Origin of the sequence: Microbispora sitophila (genome assembly GCF_014892245.1) — a bacterium.
Lineage (GTDB): Bacteria > Actinomycetota > Actinomycetes > Streptosporangiales > Streptosporangiaceae > Microbispora > Microbispora siamensis.
This window is the reverse complement of record NZ_JADBGC010000006.1, coordinates 370,691-397,132: the sequence shown is the minus strand read 5'-3', so window position 1 is coordinate 397,132 and position 26,442 is coordinate 370,691. Positions and strand designations below refer to the sequence as shown.

The 26,442-nt window shown below is 71.6% G+C and carries 23 protein-coding genes; 12 read left to right on the top strand and 11 right to left on the bottom strand.

From position 1 onward, the window contains the following. The first annotated feature begins 5 nt into the window (after nucleotides 1–5). Nucleotides 6–1,202 carry an extracellular solute-binding protein gene (locus IL992_RS13925; RefSeq protein WP_193203757.1) on the top strand — a complete coding sequence of 399 codons (1,197 nt, stop codon included), beginning with the start codon at nucleotides 6–8 and terminating at the stop codon, nucleotides 1,200–1,202. Nucleotides 1,203–1,240: 38 nt separating this feature from the next. On the opposite strand, the gene IL992_RS13920 is transcribed toward IL992_RS13925, so the two are convergent. Continuing rightward, nucleotides 1,241–1,852 (bottom strand): hypothetical protein, encoded by a 612-nt coding sequence (locus IL992_RS13920; RefSeq protein ID WP_193203756.1) that lies wholly within the window; start codon nucleotides 1,850–1,852, stop codon nucleotides 1,241–1,243. Between the two features lie 103 nt (nucleotides 1,853–1,955). Here IL992_RS13920 and IL992_RS13915 point away from each other — a divergent pair, with 103 nt between their 5' ends. Beyond that, nucleotides 1,956–2,546 (top strand): TetR/AcrR family transcriptional regulator, encoded by a 591-nt coding sequence (locus IL992_RS13915; protein WP_193203755.1) that lies wholly within the window; start codon nucleotides 1,956–1,958, stop codon nucleotides 2,544–2,546. Between the two features lie 19 nt (nucleotides 2,547–2,565). On the opposite strand, the gene IL992_RS13910 is transcribed toward IL992_RS13915, so the two are convergent. The 3 genes from IL992_RS13910 to gabT all read right to left on the bottom strand — a co-directional run bounded on the left by IL992_RS13910 (nucleotide 2,566) and on the right by gabT (nucleotide 5,539). Continuing rightward, nucleotides 2,566–3,663: a hypothetical protein gene (locus tag IL992_RS13910; protein WP_193203754.1), complete on the bottom strand. Its 1,098-nt coding sequence runs from the start codon at nucleotides 3,661–3,663 to the stop codon at nucleotides 2,566–2,568. Between the two features lie 107 nt (nucleotides 3,664–3,770). Then, the gene (locus IL992_RS13905; RefSeq protein WP_139576006.1) at nucleotides 3,771–4,019 is read right to left on the bottom strand and encodes a hypothetical protein; all 249 of its coding nucleotides are present in this window, start codon (nucleotides 4,017–4,019) and stop codon (nucleotides 3,771–3,773) included. A gap of 170 nt (nucleotides 4,020–4,189) precedes the next feature. Next, nucleotides 4,190–5,539 (bottom strand): 4-aminobutyrate--2-oxoglutarate transaminase, encoded by a 1,350-nt coding sequence (gabT, locus tag IL992_RS13900; RefSeq protein ID WP_193203753.1) that lies wholly within the window; start codon nucleotides 5,537–5,539, stop codon nucleotides 4,190–4,192. Between the two features lie 108 nt (nucleotides 5,540–5,647). Between gabT and IL992_RS13895 the strand changes: the two genes are divergently transcribed. Beyond that, on the top strand, nucleotides 5,648–7,303 hold the full coding sequence (locus IL992_RS13895; RefSeq protein WP_193203752.1) for a PucR family transcriptional regulator: 1,656 nt from the start codon (nucleotides 5,648–5,650) through the stop codon (nucleotides 7,301–7,303). A gap of 5 nt (nucleotides 7,304–7,308) precedes the next feature. Here the strand turns inward: IL992_RS13895 and IL992_RS13890 are convergent, their stop codons facing one another. Then, on the bottom strand, nucleotides 7,309–7,938 hold the full coding sequence (locus IL992_RS13890; protein ID WP_193203751.1) for a TetR/AcrR family transcriptional regulator: 630 nt from the start codon (nucleotides 7,936–7,938) through the stop codon (nucleotides 7,309–7,311). A gap of 218 nt (nucleotides 7,939–8,156) precedes the next feature. On the opposite strand from IL992_RS13890, the gene IL992_RS13885 reads away from it, so the two are divergent. After that, on the top strand, nucleotides 8,157–9,602 hold the full coding sequence (locus IL992_RS13885) for an aldehyde dehydrogenase family protein (RefSeq protein ID WP_193203750.1): 1,446 nt from the start codon (nucleotides 8,157–8,159) through the stop codon (nucleotides 9,600–9,602). 68 nt (nucleotides 9,603–9,670) lie between these two features. On the opposite strand, the gene IL992_RS13880 is transcribed toward IL992_RS13885, so the two are convergent. After that, nucleotides 9,671–11,020 carry a S41 family peptidase gene (locus tag IL992_RS13880; protein WP_193203749.1) on the bottom strand — a complete coding sequence of 450 codons (1,350 nt, stop codon included), beginning with the start codon at nucleotides 11,018–11,020 and terminating at the stop codon, nucleotides 9,671–9,673. 88 nt (nucleotides 11,021–11,108) lie between these two features. Here IL992_RS13880 and IL992_RS13875 point away from each other — a divergent pair, with 88 nt between their 5' ends. The 3 genes from IL992_RS13875 to ppk2 all read left to right on the top strand — a co-directional run bounded on the left by IL992_RS13875 (nucleotide 11,109) and on the right by ppk2 (nucleotide 13,887). Then, a complete protein-coding gene (locus IL992_RS13875; RefSeq protein WP_193203748.1) occupies nucleotides 11,109–11,762 on the top strand; it encodes a response regulator transcription factor in 654 nt (217 codons plus the stop codon). Next, nucleotides 11,759–12,850, top strand: a complete 1,092-nt coding sequence (locus IL992_RS13870) for a HAMP domain-containing sensor histidine kinase (RefSeq protein WP_193203747.1) — start codon at nucleotides 11,759–11,761, stop codon at nucleotides 12,848–12,850. Before IL992_RS13875 ends, IL992_RS13870 begins: the two co-directional genes overlap by 4 nt. A gap of 98 nt (nucleotides 12,851–12,948) precedes the next feature. Continuing rightward, nucleotides 12,949–13,887, top strand: a complete 939-nt coding sequence (ppk2, locus tag IL992_RS13865) for a polyphosphate kinase 2 (protein WP_193203746.1) — start codon at nucleotides 12,949–12,951, stop codon at nucleotides 13,885–13,887. Between the two features lie 4 nt (nucleotides 13,888–13,891). On the opposite strand, the gene IL992_RS13860 is transcribed toward ppk2, so the two are convergent. Together IL992_RS13860 and IL992_RS48355 are read right to left on the bottom strand one after the other, a co-directional pair. Beyond that, nucleotides 13,892–14,560, bottom strand: a complete 669-nt coding sequence (locus tag IL992_RS13860; protein WP_193203745.1) for a response regulator — start codon at nucleotides 14,558–14,560, stop codon at nucleotides 13,892–13,894. Continuing rightward, nucleotides 14,557–15,723, bottom strand: coding sequence for a sensor histidine kinase (locus IL992_RS48355; protein ID WP_193203744.1), 1,167 nt, complete (start codon nucleotides 15,721–15,723; stop codon nucleotides 14,557–14,559). The genes IL992_RS13860 and IL992_RS48355 overlap by 4 nt, the downstream gene beginning before the upstream one ends. Nucleotides 15,724–15,930: 207 nt before the next feature. Between IL992_RS48355 and IL992_RS13850 the strand changes: the two genes are divergently transcribed. Both IL992_RS13850 and IL992_RS13845 read left to right on the top strand, forming a co-directional pair. Beyond that, nucleotides 15,931–17,148, top strand: a complete 1,218-nt coding sequence (locus tag IL992_RS13850) for a cytochrome ubiquinol oxidase subunit I (protein ID WP_193203743.1) — start codon at nucleotides 15,931–15,933, stop codon at nucleotides 17,146–17,148. A 25-nt stretch (nucleotides 17,149–17,173) separates the two neighbouring features. Then, nucleotides 17,174–18,115: a cytochrome d ubiquinol oxidase subunit II gene (locus tag IL992_RS13845; protein ID WP_193203742.1), complete on the top strand. Its 942-nt coding sequence runs from the start codon at nucleotides 17,174–17,176 to the stop codon at nucleotides 18,113–18,115. A gap of 4 nt (nucleotides 18,116–18,119) precedes the next feature. On the opposite strand, the gene IL992_RS13840 is transcribed toward IL992_RS13845, so the two are convergent. Both IL992_RS13840 and IL992_RS13835 read right to left on the bottom strand, forming a co-directional pair. After that, complete coding sequence (locus tag IL992_RS13840; protein ID WP_193203741.1) at nucleotides 18,120–19,187, bottom strand: trypsin-like serine peptidase; 1,068 nt, start codon at nucleotides 19,185–19,187, stop codon at nucleotides 18,120–18,122. Nucleotides 19,188–19,238: 51 nt separating this feature from the next. Continuing rightward, complete coding sequence (locus IL992_RS13835; protein WP_193203740.1) at nucleotides 19,239–20,360, bottom strand: trypsin-like serine peptidase; 1,122 nt, start codon at nucleotides 20,358–20,360, stop codon at nucleotides 19,239–19,241. Nucleotides 20,361–20,598: 238 nt separating this feature from the next. Between IL992_RS13835 and dxr the strand changes: the two genes are divergently transcribed. Continuing rightward, a complete protein-coding gene (gene dxr, locus IL992_RS13830) occupies nucleotides 20,599–21,786 on the top strand; it encodes a 1-deoxy-D-xylulose-5-phosphate reductoisomerase (protein WP_193203739.1) in 1,188 nt (395 codons plus the stop codon). A gap of 204 nt (nucleotides 21,787–21,990) precedes the next feature. Here dxr and IL992_RS13825 read toward each other — a convergent pair whose 3' ends face one another. After that, entirely contained in the window at nucleotides 21,991–23,142 is a 1,152-nt protein-coding gene (locus IL992_RS13825) for a lytic polysaccharide monooxygenase auxiliary activity family 9 protein (RefSeq protein WP_319018530.1), read from the bottom strand. Between the two features lie 334 nt (nucleotides 23,143–23,476). Here IL992_RS13825 and ispG point away from each other — a divergent pair, with 334 nt between their 5' ends. Then, nucleotides 23,477–24,640 (top strand): flavodoxin-dependent (E)-4-hydroxy-3-methylbut-2-enyl-diphosphate synthase, encoded by a 1,164-nt coding sequence (gene ispG, locus IL992_RS13820; protein ID WP_193203738.1) that lies wholly within the window; start codon nucleotides 23,477–23,479, stop codon nucleotides 24,638–24,640. 123 nt (nucleotides 24,641–24,763) lie between these two features. Continuing rightward, nucleotides 24,764–26,434 carry an alpha/beta hydrolase gene (locus IL992_RS13815; RefSeq protein ID WP_193203737.1) on the top strand — a complete coding sequence of 557 codons (1,671 nt, stop codon included), beginning with the start codon at nucleotides 24,764–24,766 and terminating at the stop codon, nucleotides 26,432–26,434. The last annotated feature ends 8 nt before the right edge of the window (nucleotides 26,435–26,442 follow it).

Genomic DNA, 26,442 nt, shown 5'->3' with positions numbered 1-26,442 from the left:
CGTGCGTGCGCCGTACACACGTGGCCGCGACGGTCGTGGCCGTGGGACTGCTCGCCGCCGCCTGCGCCGGCCGGCCCGCGCCCGCGACGGAGGTGGCCACGCCGAGTGTCTCGGCGGCCGCGGCGACGACGGCCTCCGGCGGCGCCGGTCCCAGCCCGTCGCCCGGCGGCCCCACGCCCACCCCCGTCGCGTCCCTCGGGCCGGGCGAGAGGACGGTCAGCGTGGTCGCGATCGACGGGTACACCGAGTGGGGCGGCGTCGATCCCAAGGTCAAGTGGGTCGGCACGTTCGAGAAGGAGACGGGCTGCAAGGTCAGCCTGCGTTACTACGACCCGCGCCAGCAGGAGAAGCCGGGCGACTTCCCGGCGTCGTCGTTCGACGTGATCTCCGCGACGCCCGAGGTGGGCGGCAGGCTGATGAACGAGGGCAAGGCCGCCCCGCTCAACACCGCTCTGCTGCACGGCTACGACAAGATTCCCAAGCGGCTGCGCACGCTGCCGTCGGTCACCCGGGGCGAGCGCGTGTACGGCGTGCCGTACGTGTGGGCGACCAACGAGATCCTCTACGACGCCGGCAAGGTCAGTCCCGACGGCCCGGAGTCGCTCTTCACCGACAAGGGGTCCGTGATGCTCCGGGATCGTCCGCTGTCGCTGGCCGACGCCGCGCTGGCGCTCAAGGCCCAGGGCACGGGCGTCGGCGCGGACATCAAGGACCCGTTCGACCTGACCGACGCCCAGCTCGACGCCGCCGCCGAGCTGTTCACCTCCGGCAAGGACGGCCGCCGCACCTTCTGGCGTGATCCCGTCGAGGTCGTCCAGGGCTTCGCGACCGGGTCCGTACGGCTCGCGCAGGCCACGCCGTACCATCTGGATGTGCTCAGGCAGGGGCACAAGCCGGTCAGAGCGCTGACGGACCGACCGGTGACCGGATGGGCCGACGCGTGGATGGTGTCGGCCCAGGCCCCGCATCCCTCGTGCGCGTACAAGTGGCTCGACTTCACGATGTCGGCGGACGTGCAGCGCAAGGTGTCCGCCTGGATGGGCCTCGCCCCGGCCAACCCCGAGGGGTGCATCGGCACGGCCCGCCGGATCTGCGCGGACTACCGCGTCGGCACCTCCCGGGCGTTCCGGGGCGTCTACTTCGCCGTGCGTCCCGAGGCGTACGACAAGTGGGTGGAGCGCTGGTCGCGGATCGTGTCCTGATCCGCTTGTCCTGATCCGCGCCGGGACCGAATCCTCGCTCAGCTCTGTTCGCCGGAGGTGTGCGGCACCCGGTCGTGGTCGGGCTCGCGGGCGTCCTGGGCTGGGCGGGCGTCCACCGGTGCACGCTTGGGGAAGAGGGTGTAGGCGAGCGGCCAGAACACCAGCCAGACCACCATGGCGAACGTCAGGCGGCCGGCCCACTCCAGGAGCGCCATCGCGCGTCCGAGGTCGCCGATGACCACGACCCCGGCCAGCAGCAGGCCGCAGGCGACGGCCCAGCCGATCATGCCCTTGCCCCAGGCACGCCATTCGTCCCGGGCCCGCTCCCTGCCGTAACGCGTGCGCCGGTCGGGCGGCGGCCCTCCGGCGTAGCGGTGGGCGAACCTGACATCGGCCCACCGCACCATGTCGTGCCCGAAGGCGACGGTGAACCCCAGGTAGGCCGCGGCCAGCCCGTGCGTGAACTCCGCCCGGCCGCCGCCACCGAGGTCGGCCACGCTCGCGACGAGGAGGACCAGGTCCACCAGGGGGACGGCGAGCAGCAGCAGGCCGCCGAGCCGCCGCCGGCGCAGGAGATAACGGACGGCGAGCCCGGCGCCCAGCAGCACCCAGAACGCCACCTCGCAGGCGACGATCAGTCCGAACAGCATCACGGCTCCTTTTTCGCACGGCGTGCTACAAAAGCTTTTTCACACATTGTGCTATAAAAATCGGCGGGATGCGTGGCGGGAGGAGTGGGGCGAGAGGAGTGCTGTGCCGAAGATCGTGGACCACCAGGTGCGGCGGGAGGAGATCGCCGAGGCGCTGTGGCGGGTCGTGCGCCGGGACGGGGTCGGCGCCGCCACGGTGCGCAGCATCGCCGCGGAGGCCGGCTGGTCACCGAGCGCGCTGCGGCACTACTTCTCGACCCAGTCGGAGCTGCTCGCCTTCGCGATGGAGCACGTCGTCACGCGGGTCCGCGCGCGTATCGAGACCACCGTCTACCACGGCCCCGTCCGCGTCGCCGTACGCCGCCTGCTGGAGGAACTGCTGCCCATGGACGCGGAGCGGCGCGCGGAGGCCGAGGTCTGGCTGCAACTGGCCGCGCGCGCCCAGGGCGACCCGGCCGCCGCCGACTGGTTGCGCCGCGCGGACGACGGCGTGGGAGAGGCGACGACTCTGGTCGTCCGCGTGCTCGCCGAGGAGGGGGAGCTCGCCGCTCATCGGGACGCCGAGTTCGAGGCGGCGCGGCTACACGCCCTCATCGACGGTCTGGCCGTCCACGTCCTGGCTCGGCCCGAGCCGATGCCGCCCGACCGCGTGAGCGCCGTGCTGGCCGCCCACCTGGAGGATCTGGCGACCTGAGGACGTCACGAGGAGCGTGTCATGAGGCGGGGGGAAGCTTCGCGACCGCGGCCTGGAGGGCCGGTCCCGAGATGTCGGCGAACCCGCCGCCCGGATAGTCCACCAGCCACACGTGCAGCATGTCGGTCTCGCTAGGCGGGTCGCAGAGGGGGCAGGTGTGTGAGTGCCACGGCGTGAGCGAGCCGATCGCCGGGCCCCGGGTGCCCGGCGGCATGACGAACACCGCGCCCAGCAGGGTCTTCCCTCCGTGGTAGACCAGCACCTCGGGCTGCGCCGGGTCGAGGACCAGGCCGTCCTGCAGCAGCGCGGGGTTGGCGAGCTGCTGGACGCCGTCGTTGTCGGTCCAGACCCGGTAGCCCGCCCGCTCCGCGTCCGCCGCCGTCGGCAGACGACCGGCGGTCTCCCGCCGTACCGCCGCAGCCAGGGCCTGCGCCGCGCTCGTCGCGGTGTCGGCCGCCACCACGCCCGCGCCTGGAGTCAGGGGCTCCTCGGGCGCCGCCGTGGCCGGAGGCTGCGCCGCCCCGTGGTGGTGGTGTCCCGCGAGCGGTCCCGGCGAGGCCGTTGCGGGGCGCGCGACCAGGATCTCGTCGAAGGCCGTGGTGCCCCAGGAGGTGAAACTGACGCCGACCGCGGCGGCGACCAGGCAGGCGACCGCGGCCGCCCCCACTCCTCCCGCCGACCGGCTCCTCCAGCCGCTGAGCATGCCGATCGGCCGGCGGGAGCCAAGGCCGTCGTCGTCAGCGACCGACGCGTACGCGACGAGGGCCGGCGCGGCCGCCGCGAGCAGCGTCTCCAGGAGAGCCGCGAGCGCCTCGGGGGCGCCTCCGGGGTCGGGGGTCCACGCGTCGGGGCCGAGCGGAAGCCCGGCCGTCCTGCCGACCAGCCAGATCACGACCAGGGCGAGGTTGGCGAACCCACCGGTCAGCAGCACCACCTGCGTGGGACGCAGGAGCAGGGCCGCCGCCCAGGCCAGTTGCACGCATCCCGCGACGGCGAACAGCACGCCGTGTCCGGGAGACATGGCGAAGTGATCGGACATCACACCGAAGTGGATCGCGGCCGATCCCGCGGCCGGCGCGGCCAGAGTCAGCGGCAGCGCGCCGCGCAGTTTGTCCACATTGCGCATTATTGGGCGCGGTGATCTCGGTAGGGAAGGCCCGAAATAGGAGCAACCCGGCACCGGTCGTAGGCGCCCTGGATGGGGCTGAGCCCTGCTGGCCGGGGTTAGGACATGGCCGCCCGGGAGCGGCGGGGCAGTGGCACCTTGCCCTCTGGGGCGGGCAGCAGCGCCTCGGCGCAGTCGTCACAGGCGTGGACGGGGGCGTTGTCGGGGAGCATGCCGACCTTGACCCGGGGGCGGGGCCACTTCTTGTGGCAGACGACGCAGGCGTCGCCGTCGCGCTGCGTGGTGGTGAGGCCGGCAGGGTCGAACGTCAGCATGAGCCGCTCGGCGCCGTTCGGGTTCCAGCCCATCAAAGTCCCCCCTCGATCACCTATCGGAACCGTTATAACGCGGTTACCCTTCGTGATCGGCGCGAGTCGGGCCAAGCGATGGTTAAATCGAGGCATAACGCAAGCCGTACAACAACAAAAGGGACACCTCGGAACAGACCGGGTGCCCCTTTTGATGTTGTTCAAACCGTCTAGTCCACGTTGAGCGCCTTTTCCAGGATGGAGAGGCCCTCCTCGAGCAGGTGGTCCGGGATGACCAGTGGTGGCAGGAAGCGCAGCACGTTGCCGTACGTCCCGGCGGTGAGCACGAGCAGGCCCTGCTCGTGGCACCTGCGTGCGATCTCGGCGGCCGGGTAGGGCTCCTTGGTCCCCGGGACCACGAGCTCGAGGGCGATCATCGCGCCGCGCCCGCGCACGTCCCCGACGATCGGGTTGTGCTCCTGGATGGCGCGCAGGCGGGGCAGCATGATCTCGCCGATGTGCCGGGCGCGCTCGACGAGCTTGTCCTGCTCGATGGTCTCCAGCACGCCCAGGGCCGCCTCGCAGGCGAGCGGGTTGCCGCCGTACGTGCCGCCGAGACCGCCGCTGTGCACGTGGTCGAGCAGGTCGGCCCTGCCGGTCACGGCCGCCAGCGGAAGGCCGCCGGCGATGCCCTTCGCGGTGGTGATGATGTCCGGGACGATGCCCTCGTCCTCGCAGGCGAACATGTGGCCGGTGCGGGCGAAGCCCGTCTGCACCTCGTCGGCGATGAAGACGATGCCGTTGGCGCGGCAGAACTCGACGATCTTCGGCAGGAAGCCGCGGGCCGGCTCGATGAATCCGCCCTCGCCCGCGATCGGCTCGATGAGCACCGCCGCGACGTTCTCCGCGCCGATCTGCTTGTTGATCATGTCGATCGCCTGGGCCGCGGCCTCCTCGGCGCAGTTGTCCGGGCCGGTCGGCCAGCGGAACGGGTAGGCGAGCGGCACCCGGTACACCTCGGGCGCGAACGGCCCGAACCCGTGCTTGTACGGCATGCTCTTGGCCGTCAGCGTCATCGTCAGCAGCGTGCGGCCGTGGTAGCCGTGGTCGAAGACGACGACCGCCTGACGTCCGGTGGCGTGCCGGGCGACCTTGACCGCGTTCTCGACGGCCTCCGCGCCGCTGTTGACCAGGAACGTCCGCTTCTCGTGGTCGCCGGGCGTGAGCTCGTTGAGCTTCTCGCACACCGCGACGTACGACTCGTACGGGGCGACCATGAAACAGGTGTGGGTGAAGTCGGCGACCTGCTTCTGCACGCGCTCGACGACTCGGGGGGCGGCGTTGCCGACGTTGGTCACGGCGATGCCGGAGCCGAAGTCGATCAGCGAGTTGCCGTCCGCGTCGACGATCACACCGCCGCCCGCGTGGGTCACGAAGACGGGCAGCGTGGTGCCGATGCCCGGAGGCACGGCGGACTGCTTGCGCGCGAACAGCTCGCGCGACCGCGGGCCGGGGATCTCGGTGACGAGGCGGCGCTCCTGCGGGAGCTGCGGGCCGCCGTGCGTGGTGGCAGTGCTCATATCTCCGACGGTACGGCCGCCGCCTCCACCAGCCGATACGCCGCTATGTCAGAATGTAGGCGTACTTTTGGCCGGTGAGGACAAGCCGGGTGTTCGGGGGGAAGAGCAGTGGCACCCACGCTGCGCCGGATCACCGCGATCGTACCGCTCCACCTGGAGGTTCTCGCCGGGCGGAACGGCCTCGACCGCCGCGTCCGCTGGGTCGCGGTGAGCGAGCTGGAGGACCCCACGCCGTTCCTGGAGGGCGGCGAACTGGTGCTCACGACCGGCATGCGCCTGTACGCCGGCGACGCCGTGCCGTACGTCTCCCGGCTCGTGGCCCGGGGCGTCACCGGGCTGGGGTTCGGGGTGGGGCTGAGCCACGACGCGGTGCCGCCGGCCTTCGCCGAGGCGGCCGAGGCCGCCGGGCTGCCGCTGGTCGAGGTGCCGAGGAACACCCCCTTCATCGCCATCGGCAAGGCCGTCAGCGACCTGCTCGCGGGGGAGCAGTACGAGGAGATCAGCCGCGCCTTCGCCGCCCAGGGCAGGCTCACCCGCGCCGCCCTCCAGCGGGAGGGGCCGGTGGCCGTGGTGGACCGGCTGGCCAGGGAGATCGGCGGCTGGGCGCTGCTGCTCGATCCCGCGGGCGCCGTACGGCACGCCGCCGACGCGACCGGCCGTCATGCCGGCCCGGGTGACAAGCACGCAAGTTCGGGTGACAGGCGCGGCGCGGCGGGGGACTGGGCGCGGGAGACGGCCCGATCGCTGGAGCCCGAGATCGCCCGGCTGCGGAGCGCGCCGTCCCTGGCGAGCCTCGCCCTGTCCACCCCGGACGAGCACGTCGTCGTCCAGCCGCTGGGCCGGAGGGGATTCTTCGCGGTGGGGTCGCCGCGTCCGTTCTCGCCCATCGCGCACACGGTCGTCAACGCGGCCGGGTCCCTGCTGACGCTGGCGCTGGAACAGGGCAGGGAGCAGCGGTCGGCGGCGGCGCACGTGCGGTCGGCGGTGCTCCGGCTGCTGCTGGCCGGTGAGGGGCGGGCGGCCGCGGAGACGCTGGCGGCCCTGGGCATGCGGCTGCCGGGGGAGCCGGTCACGATCCTCGCCTGCGACACCGCCGACCCGGAGGCGCTGACCGAGGCCCTGACCGGCGCGGCGCCGGGCCCGCGCGCCGCCTTCGCCGCCGTGGGAACGTTCACCGCGCCCTGGGAAGGGCTGCTCGTCGTGCTGGCCCCGGACCCGCACGCCGACGAGGTCGTCGCGCTGGCCGCGCGGCACGGCCGGGTGGGTGTCAGCGCACCCGGCGTGGAGATCGCCCGTTCCGAGAGCCTTGTGGAAGACCGCAAGGAAAGCCCCGATCCCGAGCTCGACCGCGCCTTCAACCGTGTCCCCGACCGTGTCCCCGACCGTGCCCCCGACCGGGCCCTCGCCACCGCCCTCGACCGGGCCCTCGACCAGGCGCGGCGGGCGCTCGTCTCGGCCTCGCCGGTGGCGCGCTTCAGCGAACTCGCCGGGCGCGGGCTGCTGTCGCTGCTCGATCCGGCCGCGGCCGCGTCGTTCGCGGCGGCGATCCTCGCGCCGCTCCGCGACTACGGCTCGCGCGCCGATCTGGTCGAATCGCTGCGCGCCTACCTGGCCAGCAACGGCCACTGGGACGCCGCGGCGCAGCGCCTGGGCGTGCATCGGCACACGCTGCGATACCGGATGAAGCGGGTGAGCGAGTTGCTCGGGCGCGATCTGGACGATCCCGCCGTCCGGGCCGAGCTGTGGATCGCGCTGTGCCTGTGACGCGGTCAGGCCGAGGGGCGCGTGAGGAAAGCGCGGACGGCGGCCTCGGTGACGATCTCGTACGTCTTGCCGTCGGGCAGATGCCCGGCACGTTCCAGACTGAGCGCGCCCTGAGCCGCGGCCCACAGCGCGTCGGCGATCTTCCGGGGCTGGGTGGGCACGAGGTGGCCCGCGGAGATGCAGTCGGCGATCACCCGGTCAACGATGTTGAGCGCGGCCCTCGCGAGCGTGCGGGCGCGCTCGCTCGGCACGAAGCCGGGGATGGCCCGCTCGAACATAAGGCTGTAGTAGCCGGGCTCGGCCAGCGCCGCCTCCCGGTACGCGGGACCGAGCAGGCTCAGGTGCTCCAGCGGGTCGTCGCGCTTCGGCACTGCCTCCAGCCTGCGCCGAAACCGCTCGAAGCCCTCCAGGTAGAGCGCCTCGGCCAGTCCCTCCTTGCTGCCGAACATCGTGTAGATGACCTGGGTGGAGCAGCCGGCCTCGGCGGCGATCCTGCGTACGGTGAGGCTCTCCGGCCCGGCCTTGGCGAGCAGGTCGTTGGCGACGTCGAGGAGACGGGTGCGCAGCTCGTCGTAGTTGCTGCGATGGCCACGTGCGTAGGCACCCTGAAGACCGAGCGGCGCCGGCGTACCCATCAGCGACGAGCCCTTCTCATATTGGGGGTCCCGCGACAGACCCGGATGATGACTTAACCATGCCGCTCGGCTTTCAAACCGCAGTGAAACAGAAAACATCATGAAATTGCCGCGCATCTGTGACATGTGAGGAGTTGTCCATGATGGCGCGGCGGGGGGCGGTGATTGGCCCGTCCGGAGTAGCGACCGGCTCCCACCAGGTGGCATAGCGTGAAGACATGGACGTAGGCCGCACTTCCGAACCCCGCCCCTTCTGGCTCGCCGGGCGCCCCGCGACCGGGGACGCCGAGCAGGCCGTGACCAATTCCCACGACGGCCAGGTCGTCGGCGTCCACTCGGTGCCGACCCCCGAGCAGGTCGAGCAGGCCGTGGCCGCCGCGGACGCCGTACGCAAGCAGGCCGCCGCGCTGCCCATCCACGTACGCGCCGAGGCGCTGGCCCACGTGGCCCGGCGCCTGACCGAGCGCGCCGAGGAGATCGCCCGCCTGATCAGCGCGGAGAACGGCAAGCCGATCTTCTGGGCGCGCGGCGAGGTGGGCCGCGCGATCTCGACGTTCCGCTTCGGCGCGGAGGAGGCACGCCGCTTCAGCGGCGAGGTGCAGCGGCTCGACACCGAGCCGGCGGCGCAGGGACGGCTCGCCTACGTCTCCCGCGTGCCGTACGGCCCCGTGCTGGCGATCACGCCGTTCAACTTCCCGCTCAACCTGGTGGCGCACAAGGTCGCTCCCGCCATCGCCGTGGGCGCGCCCATCGTGGTGAAGCCCGCGCCCGCGACCCCGCTGTCGGCGCTCGTCCTCGGCGAGATCCTGGCCGAGACCGACCTGCCCGAGGGCATGTTCTCCGTGCTGCCGGTGCCCAACGACCGGGCGGCCTCTCTCGTGCAGGACCCCAGGCTGCCGGTCGTCTCCTTCACCGGGTCCGGCCCGGTCGGCTACTCGATCATGGACAGCGTGCCGCGCAAGCACGTCACGCTCGAACTCGGCGGCAACGCCGCCGCGGTCGTGCTGGCCGACGCCGACCTCGACTGGGCGGCGAGCCGCGTGGCGCTGTTCTCCAACTACCAGGCGGGCCAGAGCTGCATCGCGGTGCAGCGCGTGATCGTGGAGGACACGGTCGCCGACGCGTTCACCGACAAGCTCGTCGCCGCCGTCGGCGCGCTCGTGACGGGCGACCCCGCGGACGACAAGACGCAGGTCGGTCCTCTCGTCAGCGAGGACGCCGCGATCCGCGTGGAGAGCTGGGTCAACGAGGCCGTCTCGGCCGGGGCGCGCCTGCTGGCGGGCGGCACCAGGGACGGCGCGACCGTCGCCCCCACCGTGCTGGCCGACGTGCCCGCCGACGCCAAGGTGGCCTGCGAGGAGGTCTTCGGGCCCGTCATGATCGTGCAGCGGGTCGCCTCGGTCGACGAGGCGTTCGCCGCGGTCAACGACTCCCGCTACGGCCTGCAGGCCGGGGTGTTCACCCGCAGCCTGGACGTCGCCTTCCGGGCCAACCGCGAGCTCGAGGTCGGCGGCGTCATCATCGGCGACGTGCCGTCCTACCGGGCCGACCAGATGCCGTACGGCGGGGTCAAGGAGTCGGGCGTGGGCCGCGAGGGGCTCCGCTCGGCCATGGAGGACCTCACCTACGAGAAGGTCATGGTGCTCACCGGCCTCACGCTGTAGAACCACGCGTCCGAAGGGGCCCGGGGGACCACGTCCCCCGGGCCCCTCGTCTTGGGAAACCGGCGCCGTCAGAGGAGACTCAGCGCCGTGGCGAGGCCGGGGTCGCGCCCCTTGGCCAGATCGAGGGCCGTCATGGGGGCCTCGTGATCGACCGGCACGCCGATCGTGTCGATGAGCTCGCGGGCGGGGCCGAGGTGCCGGACCTTGGGCAGCAGCAGCACACCGCCGTCGTCGAGAAGGTACGGCTCGGCCGGCCCGGAGACGGCCCCCGCGGTGCGGGTCCCGACGAGCGCGCCCAGGCCGTTGTCCTTCACGGCCGCGCTGAAGTCCTCGCAGGCCGAGGCGCACGCGCGGTCGGTGAGCACGACCAGGCGCAGCCCGAGCAGCGGCACGGTGTCGTCGGTGCGGTTGGCCGCGCAGCCCCCCTTGAGGGGGCAGAAATAGCTGGTGATCTTGCCGTGCGCGAACGCGCCGAGCAGCCGGGTCACCTCGCGCGGCGACCCGCCGCCGTTGCCGCGCAGGTCGATGACCGCGGCCTTCGACGTGCCCTTCAACTTGGCGATGACCTGGTCGGCCGCGCCCTCGAAGAACCCGGGCACCTTGACGTAGGTGACGCCGCCGGGGAGCGTCTTCGACGTCACCGCCCGCTCCTGCACTTCGAGGGGACCCGCGGTGAGCTGCACGGTTCTGACGCGTCCTGTCGTGGGCCGCTTCAGCGTGAGCCGTACCGTGTCCGAGGCGAACGCGTCGATGAGGCTCTGGTTCACCTTGTCCCCGATGAACGCCGGTACGCCGTCGACCTTCTCGATGATGTCGCCGGGCCGGATGCCGGCCTTGTCGGCCGGGCTGCGGGGCAGGACGCGGGTGATGAACAGCGGCGGCCGGGCCGCCGGGTCCAATCGTGGGCCCTGCGCGGCCGACAGGCCCGCGATGCCCGTGCCGGTCGGCCCGCCCTCCGGCGGGGGAGCGGGTCTGTCCACCCGGGCGTGGTCGTCGTGGAGTCCGGCGACCATCCCGATGATCGCGGCGCGCAGCGCGTCCGGGTCGCCGGTGCCGATCACGTCGGCGAAAGCGGCCCAGTCGGCGTCGCGGTTCCCCGTCAGCTCGGGCAGGCGGAGGCCGGCCTTGTCGGCGCCGCGCCGCATCAGATCCTGGGTGTACGCCGCGAGGGCGTCCCGCAGCAGGACCTTCGAATCCAGCACGGGCCCGCTGTAGTAGTTGTCCAGCACGCACTCGTACGCCTGCCGGAGCGTGTTCACCGACGTCGGCGGCGCGGACTCGGGCGGTGGCGCGGTGATCCTGACACACCCGCCGCCCGTGGTGACCCGCACGGCGGCGGCCTGCGCGGCGGTGGCCGGGAGAGCAGCGGACAGGGTGCCGGCGGCCAGCAGGACGGCGGCGCAGAGAGTTCTGATCATGCCCATCAGCGTGGCCGGAGGTGGGTTGCACGGCCGTGAACGGAACCGTTAACGCCGCTGTTACCCCGCTTCGGCTACGAACGTCGGCATGCGGGTACTCGTGGCCGAAGACGAGCGCGACCTGGCCGACCTCGTGGCGATGGGACTGCGCCGCCACGCCATGGCGGTCGACGTGGTGTACGACGGGGCCGCCGCGGCCGAGCGGCTGGCGGTGAGCGACTACGACGTCCTCGTGCTCGACCGCGACCTGCCCGAGCTGCACGGCGACCTCGTGTGCCGCGAGCTGGTGGCGCGCGGGAGCCGTACGCGGATCCTCATGATGACGGCGGCGTCGTCGGTGCCGGAGCGGGTCGCCGGCCTCGGCATGGGAGCCGACGACTACCTGCCCAAGCCCTTCGACTTCACCGAACTGGTCGCGCGGGTGCGGGCGCTGGGACGGCGCAGCCGGGACCAGGTGCCCCCGGTGCTGACCCGGCACGGGATCGTGCTCGACACGCACCGGCTCCAGGCGTCCAGGGACGGCCGGCACCTGCACCTGTCGCTCAAGGAGTTCGCCGTCTTGGAGGTGCTGATGCGGGCGGAGGGCGCGGTGGTGAGCGCCGAGCGGCTCCTGGAGGAGGCGTGGGACGAGAACGCCGACCCCTTCACGACCGTGGTGCGGGTCGTGGTCAGCCGCCTGCGCGCGAAGCTGGGCGACCCGCCGTGCATCCAGACCGTCCCCGGCGCCGGATACCTGCTGTGACGACGGTCCGGGTACGACTCACGCTGATCTACTCGGGGCTCTTCCTGCTCACCTCCGTCGTGCTGCTGGTCATCGTCAACACGCTGCTGCGGCAGGCGCTGCACTCGCGGATCGAGAGCTTTCGCCCGCCGGGGTTGGGAGGGGCACCCCCGGCCCCGGTCGCCCCGCTCCCCGGACCTGAGGTGGAGCCGTTCCCGCCGCTGTCCGAGCTGGCGCGGGAGGTGATCCACTATCAGTGGGACGTGAGCGTGCTGGCGATCGGGGTCCTGACTCTGGTGTCGGTGGTCGTGGGCTGGGTGATCGCGGGGCGGATCCTGCGGCCCGTCCACCGGATCACCGCCACCGCGCAGCGGCTGTCCCTGTCCACCCTGCACGAGCGGATCGCCCTCGGCGGGCCGCGGGACGAGTTGAAGGAGCTGGCCGACACCTTCGACGCCATGCTCGACCGGCTGGAGCGCTCGGTCGAGGGGCAGCGGCGGTTCATCGCGAACGCGTCCCACGAGCTGCGCACTCCGCTGGCCGTGCAGCGGACGGCGATCGAGATCGGCCTGCCCGAGGACGTCGGCGAGATCCGCGAGAAGCTCCTGTTCCACAACCACCGGATCGAGGGCCTCATCGACGCGCTGCTGGTCCTCTCCCAGGCCGAGCACGGCCTGCAGTGGCGGGCTCCCGTTGCCTTCCACGAGGTCGTCCGTCTCGTCCTGGCCGAGACGGACGCGGACGAGGTGTCGGTGACCGCGCGGATTGAGGAGCCGTTCCTCGTCTACGGTGACCCGGTCCTGCTGAATCGGCTCGTCACCAACCTCGTCGACAACGCCGTCCGCTACAACCACCCCGGAGGAGCCGTCGAGGTGACGCTCGCCGGGGGTGTGCTGACGGTCCGCAACACCGGTCCCGAGGTGCCGGCCGAACGCTTCGGCGACCTCTTCGCGCCCTTCCGGCGCCTGCACACGACCCGAGGGCAGGGCGCGGGGCTCGGGCTGTCGATCGTCGCGTCGATCGCGACGGCGCACGGGGCCGCCGTACGAGCGCGCCCGAACCCCGGCGGCGGCCTCGAGGTCGCCGTGACGTTCCCGGCGGATCCGTAGGTGAACTAGCCGCGCTCGCCGCAAGCCGGGTGTACGGCACCCGGCGCAGGGCAGCGGGACGTCCGCGGACATGCTGGCCGAGTGAACGGGACGCTGAGATGCCGGAAGTATCACCGCAGGTAGGGGAGCATCCCGACGGGGTCGAACTGCTGCGCCGCACACCGGGGCTGAAGGTGCTGGACGACGATGACGACGATCCCGTCCTCGTGCGCGCCGACGGCGGCCCGGTGGACACCTGGCGCGAGCACTACCCGTACGACCACCGCATCTCCCGGCAGGAGTACGACCGGCAGAAGCGGCTGCTGCAGATCGAGCTGCTGAAGCTGCAGTACTGGCTGAAGGACACCGGCGGCCGCCTGGTCATCCTGTTCGAGGGACGGGACGCGGCCGGCAAGGGCGGCACCATCAAGCGCTTCATGGAACACCTCAACCCCCGTGGTGCGACCGTCGTGGCGCTGGAGAAGCCCAGCGAGCGCGAGCGCACCCAGTGGTACTTCCAGCGGTATGTCGAGCACCTTCCGGCCGCGGGGGAGATCGTGCTGTTCGACCGGTCCTGGTACAACCGGGCCGGGGTCGAGCGGGTCATGGGCTTCTGCACTCCGGAGGAGTACATGGAGTTCATGTACCAGGCGCCGCTGTTCGAGCGGATGCTCGTGCGCGACGGCATCCGCCTGGTCAAGCTGTGGTTCTCGGTGTCGCGGGCCGAGCAGCGCACCCGGTTCGTCATCCGCCAGGTGGACCCCGTGCGGCAGTGGAAGCTGTCGCCGATGGACATCGCCTCGCTGGACCTGTGGGACGAGTACACCCGGGCCAAGGAGGACATGTTCCTCAACACCGACACCGAGGACGCCCCCTGGACGATCATCAAGAGCAACGACAAGAAGCGCGGCAGGCTGGAGGCGATGCGCTACGTCCTGTCCCTGTACGACTACGACGACAAGGACCCCTCGGTCGTGGGCGAGCCCGACCCCCTGATCGTCCGGTCCGCCGCCGACATCGTGGACGAGGACAACGCCGAGCCGCTGTCGCCGTTCTGACCCCTCAACCGACCTTCCACCCCGGTCGCACCAGCCCCGACTCGTACGCGATGACGACGAGCCTGACCCGGTCCCGGGCGGCGAGTTTCGTCATGATCCTGCTGACGTGCGTCTTGGCGGTCGCGGGGCTGCACCGGAGGGAGCCGGCTACTTCGTTGTTGGACAGTCCACGCGCGACCAGCACGAGCACCTCACGCTCCCGCTCGGTGAGGTACTCCAGCTCCGGGAAGTGGACCGGGTCGCCGCTGCGGTCGACGTACTCCTCGATCAGCCGCCGGGTCACGGCGGGGGACAGCAGGGCGTCGCCCGCCGCCACCACGCGCACCGCCTCCAGCAGGCCGGTCGGCTCTATGTCCTTGACCAGGAACCCGACGGCGCCCGCGCGCAACCCCCTGAAGATGTACTCGTCGTTCTCGAACGTGGTGAGGATGACGACACGGACATGGTCGAGGCGCGGGTCCCCCGCGATCCTGCGGGTGGCCTCGATGCCGTCCACTCCCGGCATGCGGACGTCCATGAGGACGACGTGCGGCCGGAGCGAGACGGCCATCTCGACCGCCTGGTCGCCCCGGCTCGCCTCCCCCGCCACCTCGATGTCGTCTTCGGAGTCGAGCAGCACGCGCAGTCCCATGCGCACGAGCGGCTGGTCGTCTGCCAGCAGGACGCGGATCACGGCTCGGGCCGCCGCAACGGTAACCGCGCCTCCACCACGAAGCCGCGCTCATCCGCGGGCGCGGCCGTGATCGTGCCGGACATCGCTCTCACCCTCTCCGTCATCCCCGCTATTCCGTTGCCGGCGCGGACGTCGTCCCCCGGGGCGCCCCGCCCGTCATCCCGCACGCGAATCAGCACGTCGGCCTCGTTCACATGGACGACGACACTCGCGTGCGCCGCACCGGAATGCCTGATCACGTTGGTCAGCGACTCCTGGACGATGCGGTAGGCGGCCAGGCCGACGTCCGCGGGCACCCGGCTCGCCCGGCCCCGGACGTCGAGGTCGACCGTGATGCCGCCGGCAGCCGCAAGGCCCGCCAGTCGCTCGATGCCCTCGACGCCGGACGGAGGGAAGATCTCGCCGGCTTCGTCGACGCGGCGGAGCACGTCGAGGATCGAGCGCAGTTCGACCAGCACGTCCTTGGTCACGTGCCTGATCGTCGTCACTGCGGCGTGGGCCTTGTCGGGATCCCTGTGCAGGAGATGCTCGGCGACGCCCGCCTGGATGCTGATCACCGAGATGTTGTGCGCCAGCACGTCGTGCAGTTCGCGCGCGATGCGCAGGCGCTCCTGGTCGGCCCGCCGTTGTGCCTCCATCTCACGGGTGAGTTCGGCTCGTGCCGCCTGTTCCGCGACCCCTCGCAGGTGTTCGGCCCTGCCGCGCGACACCTCGCCCACAACGACGATCACCAGAATCCAGATGACCATCCAGACGTTCCCTTCGGAGACGTCCCGCTGTCCGCCGGAGCGATCGGCCAGCAGCACGATGACGAGATAGACGGCCGCGCCCGTGAATCCGGCGATCCTGTGCTTGGCGGTGATCGCGGTGTAGACGGCCAGGGCCGGCGCGACGGTGAAGGCGCCGGTTCCGAATCCGAGGCCGAAATACACAAGCGACACCAGCATGGTGAGGACCATCACCAGCGGCGGGAATCGGCGTCGCGCCACAAGGAACACGGCGGCTACGACCAATAACAGGTGGCCGACCCAGGCCGGCGGGCTCTGCTCCGCCCGGCCCCCGGCTATGACGCTGGTGAGGACGGTGGAGACGGCGACGGCGAATGACAAGGCGCAGTCGACGACGAACGCCCTGGGCATCCGGCGCAAGCTCTCACGACCCACTTGATTCACCGTATGACGTCGCAAGCGCCGGCGGATCATTCCACGGGAGTATCCGCCGTACCGCTGCCGGACATCGCAGGGGCGCGAATTCCTCCCCCAGGTTGTACGCGCCGGGCGACCACGGCGCGATGACAGGGGGCCGGGCACGCGGAAGGCTCGTCGCCAGGGGATTTCCACTGCCGGGACCGTGCCGACGCCGGAGGGGTGATGGACGTGGCGACGATCGCCCGCCTTCAGTTCGCGACCACCGCTTCGATCCACTTCCTTTTCGTCACGCTGTCGCTCGGCCTCGTTGTTTTCGTGATCGCCATGGAGACCGCGTACGTCGTCACCGGCAACATGTCGTTCGAGCGTATGACGAAGTTCTGGGGCCGGCTGTACGTCGTCAACTACGGCGTGGGCATCATCGGCGGCATCGTCGTCGAACTGCAATTCGCGCTGAACTGGAGCACCCTGACGAAGGGTTTCGGCGACGCGTTCGGTGGCGCTCTGGCATTGGAGACCCTGACCGCTTTCTTCGTCGAGTCGACGCTTCTCGGCGCCTGGATTTTCGGCTGGGGCGTGCTCGGCAGGAAAACCCACCTGGTCCTCATCTGGCTGGTCGGGATCTCCGCCTACGTGTCGGCGCTGTGGATTCTCGCCGCCAACGCGTTTCTCCAGCACCCGGTCGGGGCGCAGGACGCGGGGGGCCGCCGTCTCGCCGGGTTCGGAGCGCTGCTGCGCAACCCCAACCTGGGCGACGCCTTCCTGCACGTGGTGTTCGCCTCATTGATCGTCGGCTCGATGTTCGTGGCGGGCGTGAGCGCCTGGCACCTCCTCAAGCGCACCGGCGACGCGGCGTTCTTCCGGCGTTCGCTGCGCCTGGCCGTCGCGGTTCTGCCCGTCGGGACGCTCGCCACCGTCCATTGGGGAATGCTGCAACTCGTCGTCATCGAGGACACCCAGCCGATGAAGCTCGCGGTGCTGGAAATGATCGGCCCCGGTGACCAGGCGCCGCCGGAATGGATCGGCGTCGCCTACCAGGTCATGCTGCGGACCGGATTCGGGCTGGTGCTCCTGTCCGTGGCTCTGGTGGCGTTGCTCTTCCGCGACTGGATCATCCGGCTTCGCGTGCCTCTCTGCGTCCTGGTCGCGGCGATCCCGGTTCCGTTCGGGCTGGTCGTGGCCGGCTGGCTGGTGCGGGAGGTGGGCCGCCAGCCCTGGGCCGTCTACGGCCTGCTCACCACCGAGCAGGCGGTGACGCCCATGCCCGAGAACGTCGTTCTCGCGGTCTTCCTGGCGACGGCCGGGGTGATGCTGGTGCTCGCGGTCACCGGCTACTGGCTGATCGCCCGCTTCGCCCGGCGGGGACCGGAGGACGGAGCCTTCGGCACGCCCCTCGCCCAGGCCGAACCAGCCGGGCCGGTCGGCACGACCATGATCTGACGTCGTCGAGCATCCGGGAGTACGTGTGGAAGCATTCTGGTACGGCCTGCTCGGTGCGCTGTTCGGCGTCTACCTGGTGCTGGACGGCACGGTCATCGGCGCCGGCATGCTGCTGCGCGCCGGCGGACCCGGGGAGCGGGCGCGGCGCGCCACGGTCACCGCGTTCGGTCCGTTCTTCCTCGGGAACGAAGTGTGGCTGGTGGTCACGGTGGCGACGTTCCTGGCCGTGCTGCCCCGCTTGGAGGGGCCGCTGTTCCGCACTCATTACCACCAAATCGCGGTCGTGCTGGTGCTCTGGACGGTCAGGGACGCCGCCGTATGGTTCCGGAGCCGGCTGGAGAGGCCGGGCTGGCGGCGCGGGTGGGACCGCGTACTCACCGGGGCGAGCGGAGCCTTCGCGGTGGCGCTCGGACTCCTGGTCGGCAACGTGGTGACCACGACGCCGGGGTCGGAGCCGGTCCGGATGCCCTTCGGCTGGTATCCGCTGCTGTGGGCGCTGACCGTGACCGTCGTCCTCCTCGTCCACGGTGCCACGTTTCTCGTCGTGCGCCTGCCCGTGGACCTGATCGGGGGTCCGTTGCGGGTGGTCCGCCGCCTGGCCCTGCCGGCCGCCGCGGCGTACGCCGTCCTGCTGGGGGCCGGTCTCCTCGCGCGAGCGCCCTCGCAGGGAACGCCGGCGGTCGCCGCCGAGGCGACGGCCATGATCGCCCTGGTCGTCTCGGCCAGGATCGTGGCGGCCCGGCCCCGCATCGCGCTGGCCTTGACCGCGCTCGCGGCGGCCGCCCCGGCGGTGCTCGTCGGCCTCCGCCTGGAGCCGGTCGCCGGGCGTTCACTCGCCGTCTGGTCCGCTCTGGACGCGCTGGCCGGGTTCCTCGTGGTAGTGATCCCGCTCGTGCTGGCGGTCCAGACGTGGACCTGGTGGGCCTTCCTCCGGCGGATCGACTCGCGTACCCCCGTCTTCTTCTAGCCCGTCACGCCCGCTCGGCGGTGCGGAACAGGTCGCGTACGGCGGCGCCGAAGTAGGGGCCGTACATCGTGCGGTGGTCGTTGCTGTACTTGAAGCTGCTGACGGACGTCAGCGTGCCCCGGCCGGAGGCCGGGTCGAAGCCGCTGAGCCAGGGCCCGCCGCTGGCCCCCGCCGTGAGGTCGCAGCGCAGGCCCTGGTCGCGGGTCTGCCCCTGCGGGTCGCCGTGGGGGACGCCCGCGCAGTAGAGCAGTCGCTCGCCGTCGTACGGAGGGTCGGCGGGGAACCCGAAACCGTAGGTCCGGCGGCTGCGGGGCGGGTCGAAGGCGACGGGCTGCCCGCCCACCAGGTCGGTCAGGTGCTGCCCGTCGAGGTCGTCCACGGCGACCATGCCCACGTCGTAGTCGTCGTTCCCGGAGCGCGACCAGGGGCCCGCGACGAACATCCGCCGTGCCGGGAAGGCGCCGTACGGCTGCCGCCCTTCGTCGTATCCGGGGACGAAGGTCCAGTTCTCCGCCCAGTCCCCGGCGCCGTCCTTGACGCAGTGCCCGGCGGTGACGACCAGGTCCCTGTTCGCGCTGCGCACGGCGCTGGCGGAGCAGGAGAAGTCCACCCCGTTCAGCGTGAGGAAGACCCTGCCGGTGGTCCTCGTCACCGAACCGCCCGCCGCCCAGCGCGTGCCGCTCGTGGTGGCCGGGGGCATCGCCGCCGCCTGCCGTGTCCTGCTTGCCCGGGTCGTTCCGTCGGGTCGTCGCGCCGCCTGACCGGGCGCGACGACCAGCCCGGCGGCCGGCGGCAGGGCGGCCCGGGCGACGGGCGGCAGCACCGACTCCGGGGGAGCGGCCGGCGGAAGCAGCGACGAGGTGCCGGGCCGGGCGGCGGTGATCTTCCGCAGGTCCCCCAGCAGCCCGATCGGGACCGCCCGCGCCATCCGCTGCGGTGTCCAGTAAGTCCCGGAGGCGTGCCCGGCCACGTGCTCCACGACGTCTCCGATCGGGGAGACCTCCCGGTCGGGGACTGCCAGGAGTCCGGTGACGAGGGCGGTGACGGCAAGCAAGGGGAGGCTCGGAGTCATGGCTCCCGAGTGTGGACCACGAGAGGTGTTCTTGTGGTTACTTTCCGTGAATCAGGTGAGGGTCGTGTTCTGGGCCGTGTTGTAGACCGCCTCGGCCTCCGGGCCGAAGTAGGGACCGAACATCCAGTAGGACGCGAAGTTGTACTTGAAGCTGTTCACCGAGTTGAGCAGGCCGCTGCCGGTGCTCGCGCTGAAGTTGAGGAACCACGGGCCGCCACTGGCGCCGCCGGTCATGCCGCAGCTCAGCCCCTGGTCCTGCGAGCTGAGGAAGTCGTCGAACGTCCGTCCGCTGCAGTAGACCAGCTTCGACCCGTCGTACGGCGCGCCCGCCGGGTAGCCGAAGGCGTACGTCTGGCGCCCGCGCGGCTGGTTGAACGCGACGCCCTGACCGCCGACGACGTCGGTGAGGCTCTTGCCGCCCTGCGGCGCGACGACGGCGGCGGCGACGTCGTAGTTCATGTTCTCGCCGGAGTTCCACTGCGAGGTGGTGAGCAGGGTGGTCGCCGGCCAGGTGCCGTCGGGCCGGTTGCCCTGGTCGTAGCCGGGGACGAAGACCCAGTTGGCGTGGAAGGCGCCGTTCAGTTTCACGCAGTGCCCCGCGGTGATGACCACGCTCTTGTTGGCGCTGGTGACGGCGGTGCCCGAGCAGGAGGCGTTCCGACCGGCGTCCGATCCGGCCGTGACCGTGAAGAACACCCTGCCCGTCGTCTTCGTCACCGTCCCGCCCGCCGTCCAGGAGGAGCCGGAGGTCCGCGACGAGGCATAGGTCGCGTCGGCGGCCGAGCCCTTGGCGGCGGTCAGGGTGGGGGCGACCGTCGCGGGCCGCTGCATGGACGCGTCGGCGGGCGCGGAACCGGGCGCGGATTCCGCCGCGGAGTCGGACGCGGAGTCGGACGCGGAGCCGGCTGCCGCGAAGTGACGGTCGCCGGTGCCGGGGGCGTCCAGCGGCTCGGCCGCCTCCATCCGCGCGACGGTCCAGAACTTCTTGACCGTACGCTGCTCGGTCGTCGTGTCGGCCGCCTCGTGAACGGCGGGCCTGGGGCCGGCGGCGGCCGACTGCGTGACGGTTCCCGTCACGGCCGCCGCGGCGCCGTGCGTGGCGGGGAGCATCGCCCCCGCCGCCGCGAGGGCGGGGACCGAGAGAACGGCGAGACGTCGTGCCGTGGGGTGCATGCCTACCTCCGTGTCGGGATGCCTGACGCGTGTCGGGATGTCCTGACGCGGGAAAGTAGCGACGCCTTCAACCGGATTTCTCGCAATCCGCCTATACGGTTATGGGCAGATTCGGTCATATATGTGCTGGTTTCCCCCCTGCATCTTTCTGCGCAGTACCTTCCTCTTCAGCTCCGGCCGTTCCGCGTACGGCCTGTGCCGTTGCGGGCCCGCGGGTCGTCTCGGCGACAATGAGGGAATGAGCTCCCAATCCCTGCCGCAGCCCCGGTCTGTCGTCGTGCTGGGTTCGACCGGCTCCATCGGCACCCAGGCTCTCGACGTCGTCGCCAACGCTCCCGGGCGGTTCCGCGTGACCGCGCTCGCCGCGGGCGGTGGCCGGGTCGACCTGCTGGCGAGGCAGGCGGCCGACTTCGGGGTCGAGACGGTGGCGGTGGCCGACCCGGCGGCCGTACCGGCGCTGCGCGAGGCCCTGGCGGCGGCGGGCGCGCGGGCGAGGGTGCTGGCGGGCCCGGAGGGGGTGGCGGAGGTCGCGGCGTCGCCCTGCGACATCGTGCTCAACGGCATCACCGGGGCCCTGGGACTGACCTCCACGCTCGCCGCGCTGGAGGCGGGCCGGGTGCTCGCGCTGGCCAACAAGGAGTCGCTGATCGTCGGCGGCCCGCTGGTCAAGCGCCTGGCCGGGCCGGGGCAGATGATCCCGGTGGACTCCGAGCACTCCGCGCTCGCCCAGTGCCTGTGGGCGGCCGGGCCGGGCGGGGCCGACCCGGCGGCCGTACGGCGGCTGGTGGTGACGGCGAGCGGCGGCCCGTTCCGGGGCAGGAAGCGGGCTGAGCTGACGGATGTGACGCCGGAGATGGCGCTCAACCACCCGACCTGGAGCATGGGCCCGGTCATCACGGTGAACTCGGCGACGCTCGTGAACAAGGGCCTGGAGGTGATCGAGGCCCATCTGCTGTTCGACATCGGGTTCGACCGGATCGAGGTGGTGGTCCACCCGCAGTCGATCATCCACTCGATGGTGGAGTTCGCCGACGGCTCGACGATCGCGCAGGCGAGCCCGCCCGACATGCGGCTGCCCATCTCGCTCGCGCTGGCCTACCCCGAGCGGGTGCCCGGCGCGGCCCGGGCGGTCGACTGGACCACCGCCCACACCTGGACCTTCGAGCCGCTCGACGACGAGGCGTTCCCGTCGGTCGCGCTGGCCCGCCACGTGGGCGCCCTGGGCGGCACGGCGCCGGCGGTCTACAACGCGGCGAACGAGGTGTGCGTGGAGGCGTTCCTGAAGGGCGCCCTGCCGTTCCTCGGCATCGTGGACACGGTGGAACGCGTGGTGGCCGCCCACACCCCCGGTCCGGCGGCGTCCGTGGAGGAGGTCCTCACGGCGGACGCGTGGGCGAGGGCGCGGGCGGCCGAGCTGACGAGCTAGGTCGTGCCTGGTAAATCAAGCCCTGCTGCGCGTGGCCCAGGCGGCGCCTCGCTGCGTTGTCGTCGCCGATAACGCTGTTATCGGCTCCTCCTCCGCCTTGCGATGCATCCACCTGGACCCCGCTCGCAACGGGCAGCATGTGCCAGACACTCCCTGCCCTTGGCGCGACCCGGGTCAGGCGGGCCGCGCCGCGGGCCGGCGGGGTCAGGCCGCCGAGCAGGTCAGCGACGGGGTGCTGCCGCTCGACCCGTTGGCCAGGAAGCCGAACGTGGTCGAGGCGCCGGCGCCCAGGCTGCCGTTGTAGCTCACGTTCTTCACGCTGACGTCGCTACCGGACTGACTGAGCGTGCCGTTCCAGACCTGCGTGATCGTGACGCCGCTCGGCTGGGTCCACTTGACGGTCCAGCCGCCGATGGACGAGGAGCCGGCCTTCACCGTCACCTCACCCTGGAAGCCGCTGCCCCACGAACTGGCGACCTTGTAGGTGGCCGAGCAGCCGCCGGGGCCGCCGGTCGGAGACGCCGAGGGGCTGACCCTCGGGCTGGGCGAGGTGTTGGGCGAGGTGGCGGGGGACGGTGACGCCGACGGGGAGACGGCCGGGCTGGGGCTCGGGCTGGTGGGCGGGTTGCCCGGGTCGCCGACGCCGGTCACCTCGCCGTTGCCGCCGTCGAAGACGACGTCCGAGCAGTTGTAGAACGTCTCGTTGCTGTCCGAGCGCTGCCACACCGAGTAGATGATGTGGCGTCCGGACTTGCCGGACGGCAGCCTGGCGTTCCAGTAGTAGTAGGCGTCCGCGTTGCCCGGCGAGCCGACGCTCGGCGGGTCGGTGACGCTGTCGAAGGGCGTGGACTCCAGGTCGCTCCACGCCAGCGGGCGGGTGGGGCTCCAGGAGTCCTTCGTGATGTACGACCGGAACGTGCCCGGGTGGGCGGCCCACTTGTTGTACCGCATCTGGATGGTCGCCCCGGACGTGAGGTGGGTGACCGGCCAGTCGTTGCGGGCGAGGTCGAAGCCGCTGAAGTCGTACACGACGGCGCCGCCGCTGCACAGCTGGCCGTCCGGGATGAAGCCGGACATGCGGCCCGCGCCGTCCGACCGCAGCACGGCGAACCAGTTGTACAGCGCGTTGACCCCGCTCTTCGCGACCGCGGCCGCGCAGGCCGGGTTCTTCGGCTGGATGGCGCCGTTCTGGGTCAGGCCGTCCTTCCAGCACAGGTAGGTACGGCTGCCCGGCGTCATCATCGCGCCGTGCGCGGACGCCGGGGAGGCGAGCACGACGGCGGAGACGAGGGCGGACAGCGCGGCGACGATCAGCCCGATCGTCGCTTTCGTTGGTTTTCTTCGTGGTCTACCCACGGGCTACCCTTTCGCGTGGTCATGGCTGCCGCACTCGTGGTGCAGCACGGCACCGCCGACGGCGCGAGCACGTCGGCCCGGGGGGACAGCCGTTGACTAACCGACCAGGTGGTGCGAGAGCGCTCACGCGATTCGGACTTTAGGTCGGCCTCTGCCGCCTGCCCACCCACCCGCGGCCACGGCGCCCGTCCGTGCAGGTGACGGCTCTACCTTCAGGCGCGGGTCATGAAACCTTCATTCGTCGTGAAAAGGTTTCGGGCCGTCCGCCCTCCCGGCACTCCTTAGACTGGGAGGGCCCCTCCATCGGGTGTCGCCTATTACACAAGGTGCAGAAATGTCTGTTGATCTCGGGATTCCCGCCGTACGGACCCAGCCGATCGCCAAGCGGCGGGTGTCACGTCAGATCATGGTCGGCTCGGTCCCCGTCGGCGGGGACGCGCCGGTCTCGGTGCAGTCCATGACCACCACGCTGACCGCCGACGTCAACGCCACACTGCAGCAGATCGCCGAGCTCACCGCCGCCGGCTGCCAGATCGTCCGCGTCGCGGTCCCCTCGCAGGACGACGCCGACGCGCTGCCGGCCATCGCGAAGAAGTCCAAGATCCCGGTCATCGCCGACATCCATTTCCAGCCCAAATACGTCTTCGCGGCGATCGAGGCTGGGTGCGCGGCCGTCCGGGTGAACCCAGGGAACATCAAGAAGTTCGACGACAAGGTCGGCGAGATCGCCCGCGCCGCCTCCGACGCCGGCGTGCCGATCAGGATCGGCGTCAACGCCGGCTCGCTCGACCCGCGCCTGCTGCAGAAGTACGGCAAGGCCACCCCGGAGGCCCTGGTCGAGTCGGCGCTGTGGGAGTGCTCCCTGTTCGAGGAGCACGGCTTCCGCGACATCAAGATCTCGGTCAAGCACAACGACCCGGTCGTCATGATCCAGGCGTACCGGCTGCTCGCCCAGCGCTGCGACTACCCGCTGCACCTCGGCGTGACCGAGGCGGGGCCGGCCTTCCAGGGCACGATCAAGTCGGCGGTGGCGTTCGGCGCGCTGCTGGCCGAGGGAATCGGCGACACCATCCGGGTGTCGCTGTCGGCGCCTCCGGTCGAGGAGGTCAAGGTCGGCACGCAGATCCTCGAGTCGCTGGGCCTGCGCGAGCGCGGCCTGGAAATCGTCTCCTGCCCGTCCTGCGGCCGGGCCCAGGTGGACGTGTACACGCTCGCCGAGCAGGTGCAGGCCGGGCTGACCGGGCTCAAGGTGCCGCTGCGCGTGGCCGTCATGGGCTGTGTGGTCAACGGCCCCGGCGAGGCCAGGGAGGCCGACCTCGGTGTCGCCTCCGGCAACGGCAAGGGCCAGATCTTCGTGAAGGGCGAGGTCATCAAGACCGTTCCCGAGTCGCAGATCGTCGAGACCCTCATCGAGGAGGCCCTGCGCCTGGCCGAGGAGATGGGCGTCGACGTGGACCTCGACGACGAGGCCACCGGTCCGGAGGTCGTCGTCCGCTGACCCAGGCATTACACATAGCAATGCTCTGACTACACAATGGCAATGATCGGGTAGTACGCAGCGTACCCGGCCGATCACGTCGCGAAGCTTTCCTCTGCTGTTCGGAAGCAGAGGAGCAATGCGGTGAAGCGGGTCGTTGGTGTGGTCGCGGGCATCGCGACGCTGGTCGCCGGGCTGGTCGGACCGGAAGGGGTGGCCGCCGGATCCGACCGGACGGGGCACTGGGGGCCGCCGCAGCGTCCGCTTGAATGGAAGCAGTGCCCGCCGGAGACGAAGTCGGCCTCCGGCGGCCTGCTCGGCCTCGGCTCGGCCCGGCCGACCCGGCCGGCCCGCCGGGCCGACCGGCGGGAGCCGGTGCAGGAGTGCGCGGAGCTGCGGGTCCCTCTCGACTACCGCGAGCCGTACGGCCAGCAGATCACGCTGGCGCTCAACCGGATCAAGGGCACCGCCTCACGTGACGGCAACCACCTCGGCGCGCTGCTGGTGAACCCCGGCGGGCCGGGCGGCGAGGGGCTGAGCCTGGCCAGATACGCCGCGGCACGGCTGCCCAAGGACGTCGCGGCGCGGTTCGACATCATCGGTTTCGCGCCGCGCGGGGTGGCGCCCAGCCAGCCCGCCATGTCGTGCGTGGACCCGGCCCGCTTCTACGCGCCGCCCCGTCCCGACAACGTGCCGAAGAACGACGCCGAGGAGCAGGTGCTGGTCGACCGGGCCAGACAGTACGCCGAGGGCTGCGGCAACCGCTGGGCCTGGTTCCTGCCCTACCTCACCACCGAGAATTCCGCGCGGGACATGGACGCGGTGCGCGCGGCGCTCGGCGAGGAGAAGATCAGCTACCTCGGCTACTCGTACGGCACCTACCTGGGGGCGGTCTACGCCACCCTGTTCCCGCAGCGGGTGCGCCGGTTGGTGCTCGACAGCGTGGTGGACCCCGACGGCGTCTGGTACGAGGCCAACATCGCCCAGGACCACAGCTTCGACCGGCGGCACCGCGACTTCCTCGCCTGGGTGGCCGAGCACGACGACGTCTACAAGCTGGGCAAGACGCAGGCGGCGGTGTCCTTCGCGTGGTACTCCCTGCGCTCCCGCCTGCACGACAAGCCCGCGGGCGGGGTCGTGGGCCCGAGCGAACTGGACGACGTCTTCTCCAACGGCGCCTACAGCGACCGGCTGTGGCCGTACCTCGGCGCGGCCTTCTCGTCCTACGTCCGCAACGGCGACCCCTCGGTCCTGGTGAAGCTGTTCCACCTGGAGGCCGAGATCGACGCGGAGGAGGAGAACTCCTACGCGGTCTACCTGGGTGTGGAGTGCCGCGACGCGGCCTGGCCCCGGTCCTGGGACCGCTGGCGGGCCGACACCCGCCGGGCGCACGCCGAGGCGCCGTTCATGGCCTGGCCCAACGCCGTCTACAACGCGCCGTGCGCCTTCTGGCCGGAGAGGGGCGGCACGCCGGTCAAGGTGGGCACGCCGCACCTGCCGCCCGTCCTGCTGATCCAGGCCGAGCGCGACGCCGCCACGCCGTACGAGGGAGCGCTGCGCATGCGCCGCCTGTTCCCGACCGCGCGCCTGCTCACCTCGGGCGGCGGCAACCACGGCGTGTCGCTCGCCGGGAACGCCTGCGTGGACCGTCAACTGGCGGCCTACCTGCGGGACGCGGCGCTGTTGCCGCAGCGCAAGGGCACGCGGGGCGCCGACGCGACCTGCCCGGGCGAGCCGGAGCCGCGGGCCGCGCTGATGAAGGTGGCGGCGGGTGCGCCGGGAACGGCGTCCCACGTCTCGGCCGTGCGGCGGTGAGCCCGGCC

Bases quoted from the DNA above. Each gene is read 5' to 3' on its own strand.
- IL992_RS13920 (WP_193203756.1), bottom strand. From the start codon at position 1,852: ATGCTGTTCGGACTGATCGTCGCCTGCGAGGTGGCGTTCTGGGTGCTG.
- IL992_RS13905 (WP_139576006.1), bottom strand. From the start codon at position 4,019: ATGGGCTGGAACCCGAACGGCGCCGAGCGGCTCATGCTGACGTTCGAC.
- gabT (WP_193203753.1), bottom strand. From the start codon at position 5,539: ATGAGCACTGCCACCACGCACGGCGGCCCGCAGCTCCCGCAGGAGCGC.
- IL992_RS13890 (WP_193203751.1), bottom strand. From the start codon at position 7,938: ATGGGTACGCCGGCGCCGCTCGGTCTTCAGGGTGCCTACGCACGTGGC.
- IL992_RS13885 (WP_193203750.1), top strand. From the start codon at position 8,157: ATGGACGTAGGCCGCACTTCCGAACCCCGCCCCTTCTGGCTCGCCGGG.
- IL992_RS13880 (WP_193203749.1), bottom strand. From the start codon at position 11,020: ATGATCAGAACTCTCTGCGCCGCCGTCCTGCTGGCCGCCGGCACCCTG.
- IL992_RS13875 (WP_193203748.1), top strand. From the start codon at position 11,109: ATGCGGGTACTCGTGGCCGAAGACGAGCGCGACCTGGCCGACCTCGTG.
- ppk2 (WP_193203746.1), top strand. From the start codon at position 12,949: ATGCCGGAAGTATCACCGCAGGTAGGGGAGCATCCCGACGGGGTCGAA.
- IL992_RS13850 (WP_193203743.1), top strand. From the start codon at position 15,931: ATGGACGTGGCGACGATCGCCCGCCTTCAGTTCGCGACCACCGCTTCG.
- IL992_RS13840 (WP_193203741.1), bottom strand. From the start codon at position 19,187: ATGACTCCGAGCCTCCCCTTGCTTGCCGTCACCGCCCTCGTCACCGGA.
- IL992_RS13835 (WP_193203740.1), bottom strand. From the start codon at position 20,360: ATGCACCCCACGGCACGACGTCTCGCCGTTCTCTCGGTCCCCGCCCTC.
- dxr (WP_193203739.1), top strand. From the start codon at position 20,599: ATGAGCTCCCAATCCCTGCCGCAGCCCCGGTCTGTCGTCGTGCTGGGT.
- ispG (WP_193203738.1), top strand. From the start codon at position 23,477: ATGTCTGTTGATCTCGGGATTCCCGCCGTACGGACCCAGCCGATCGCC.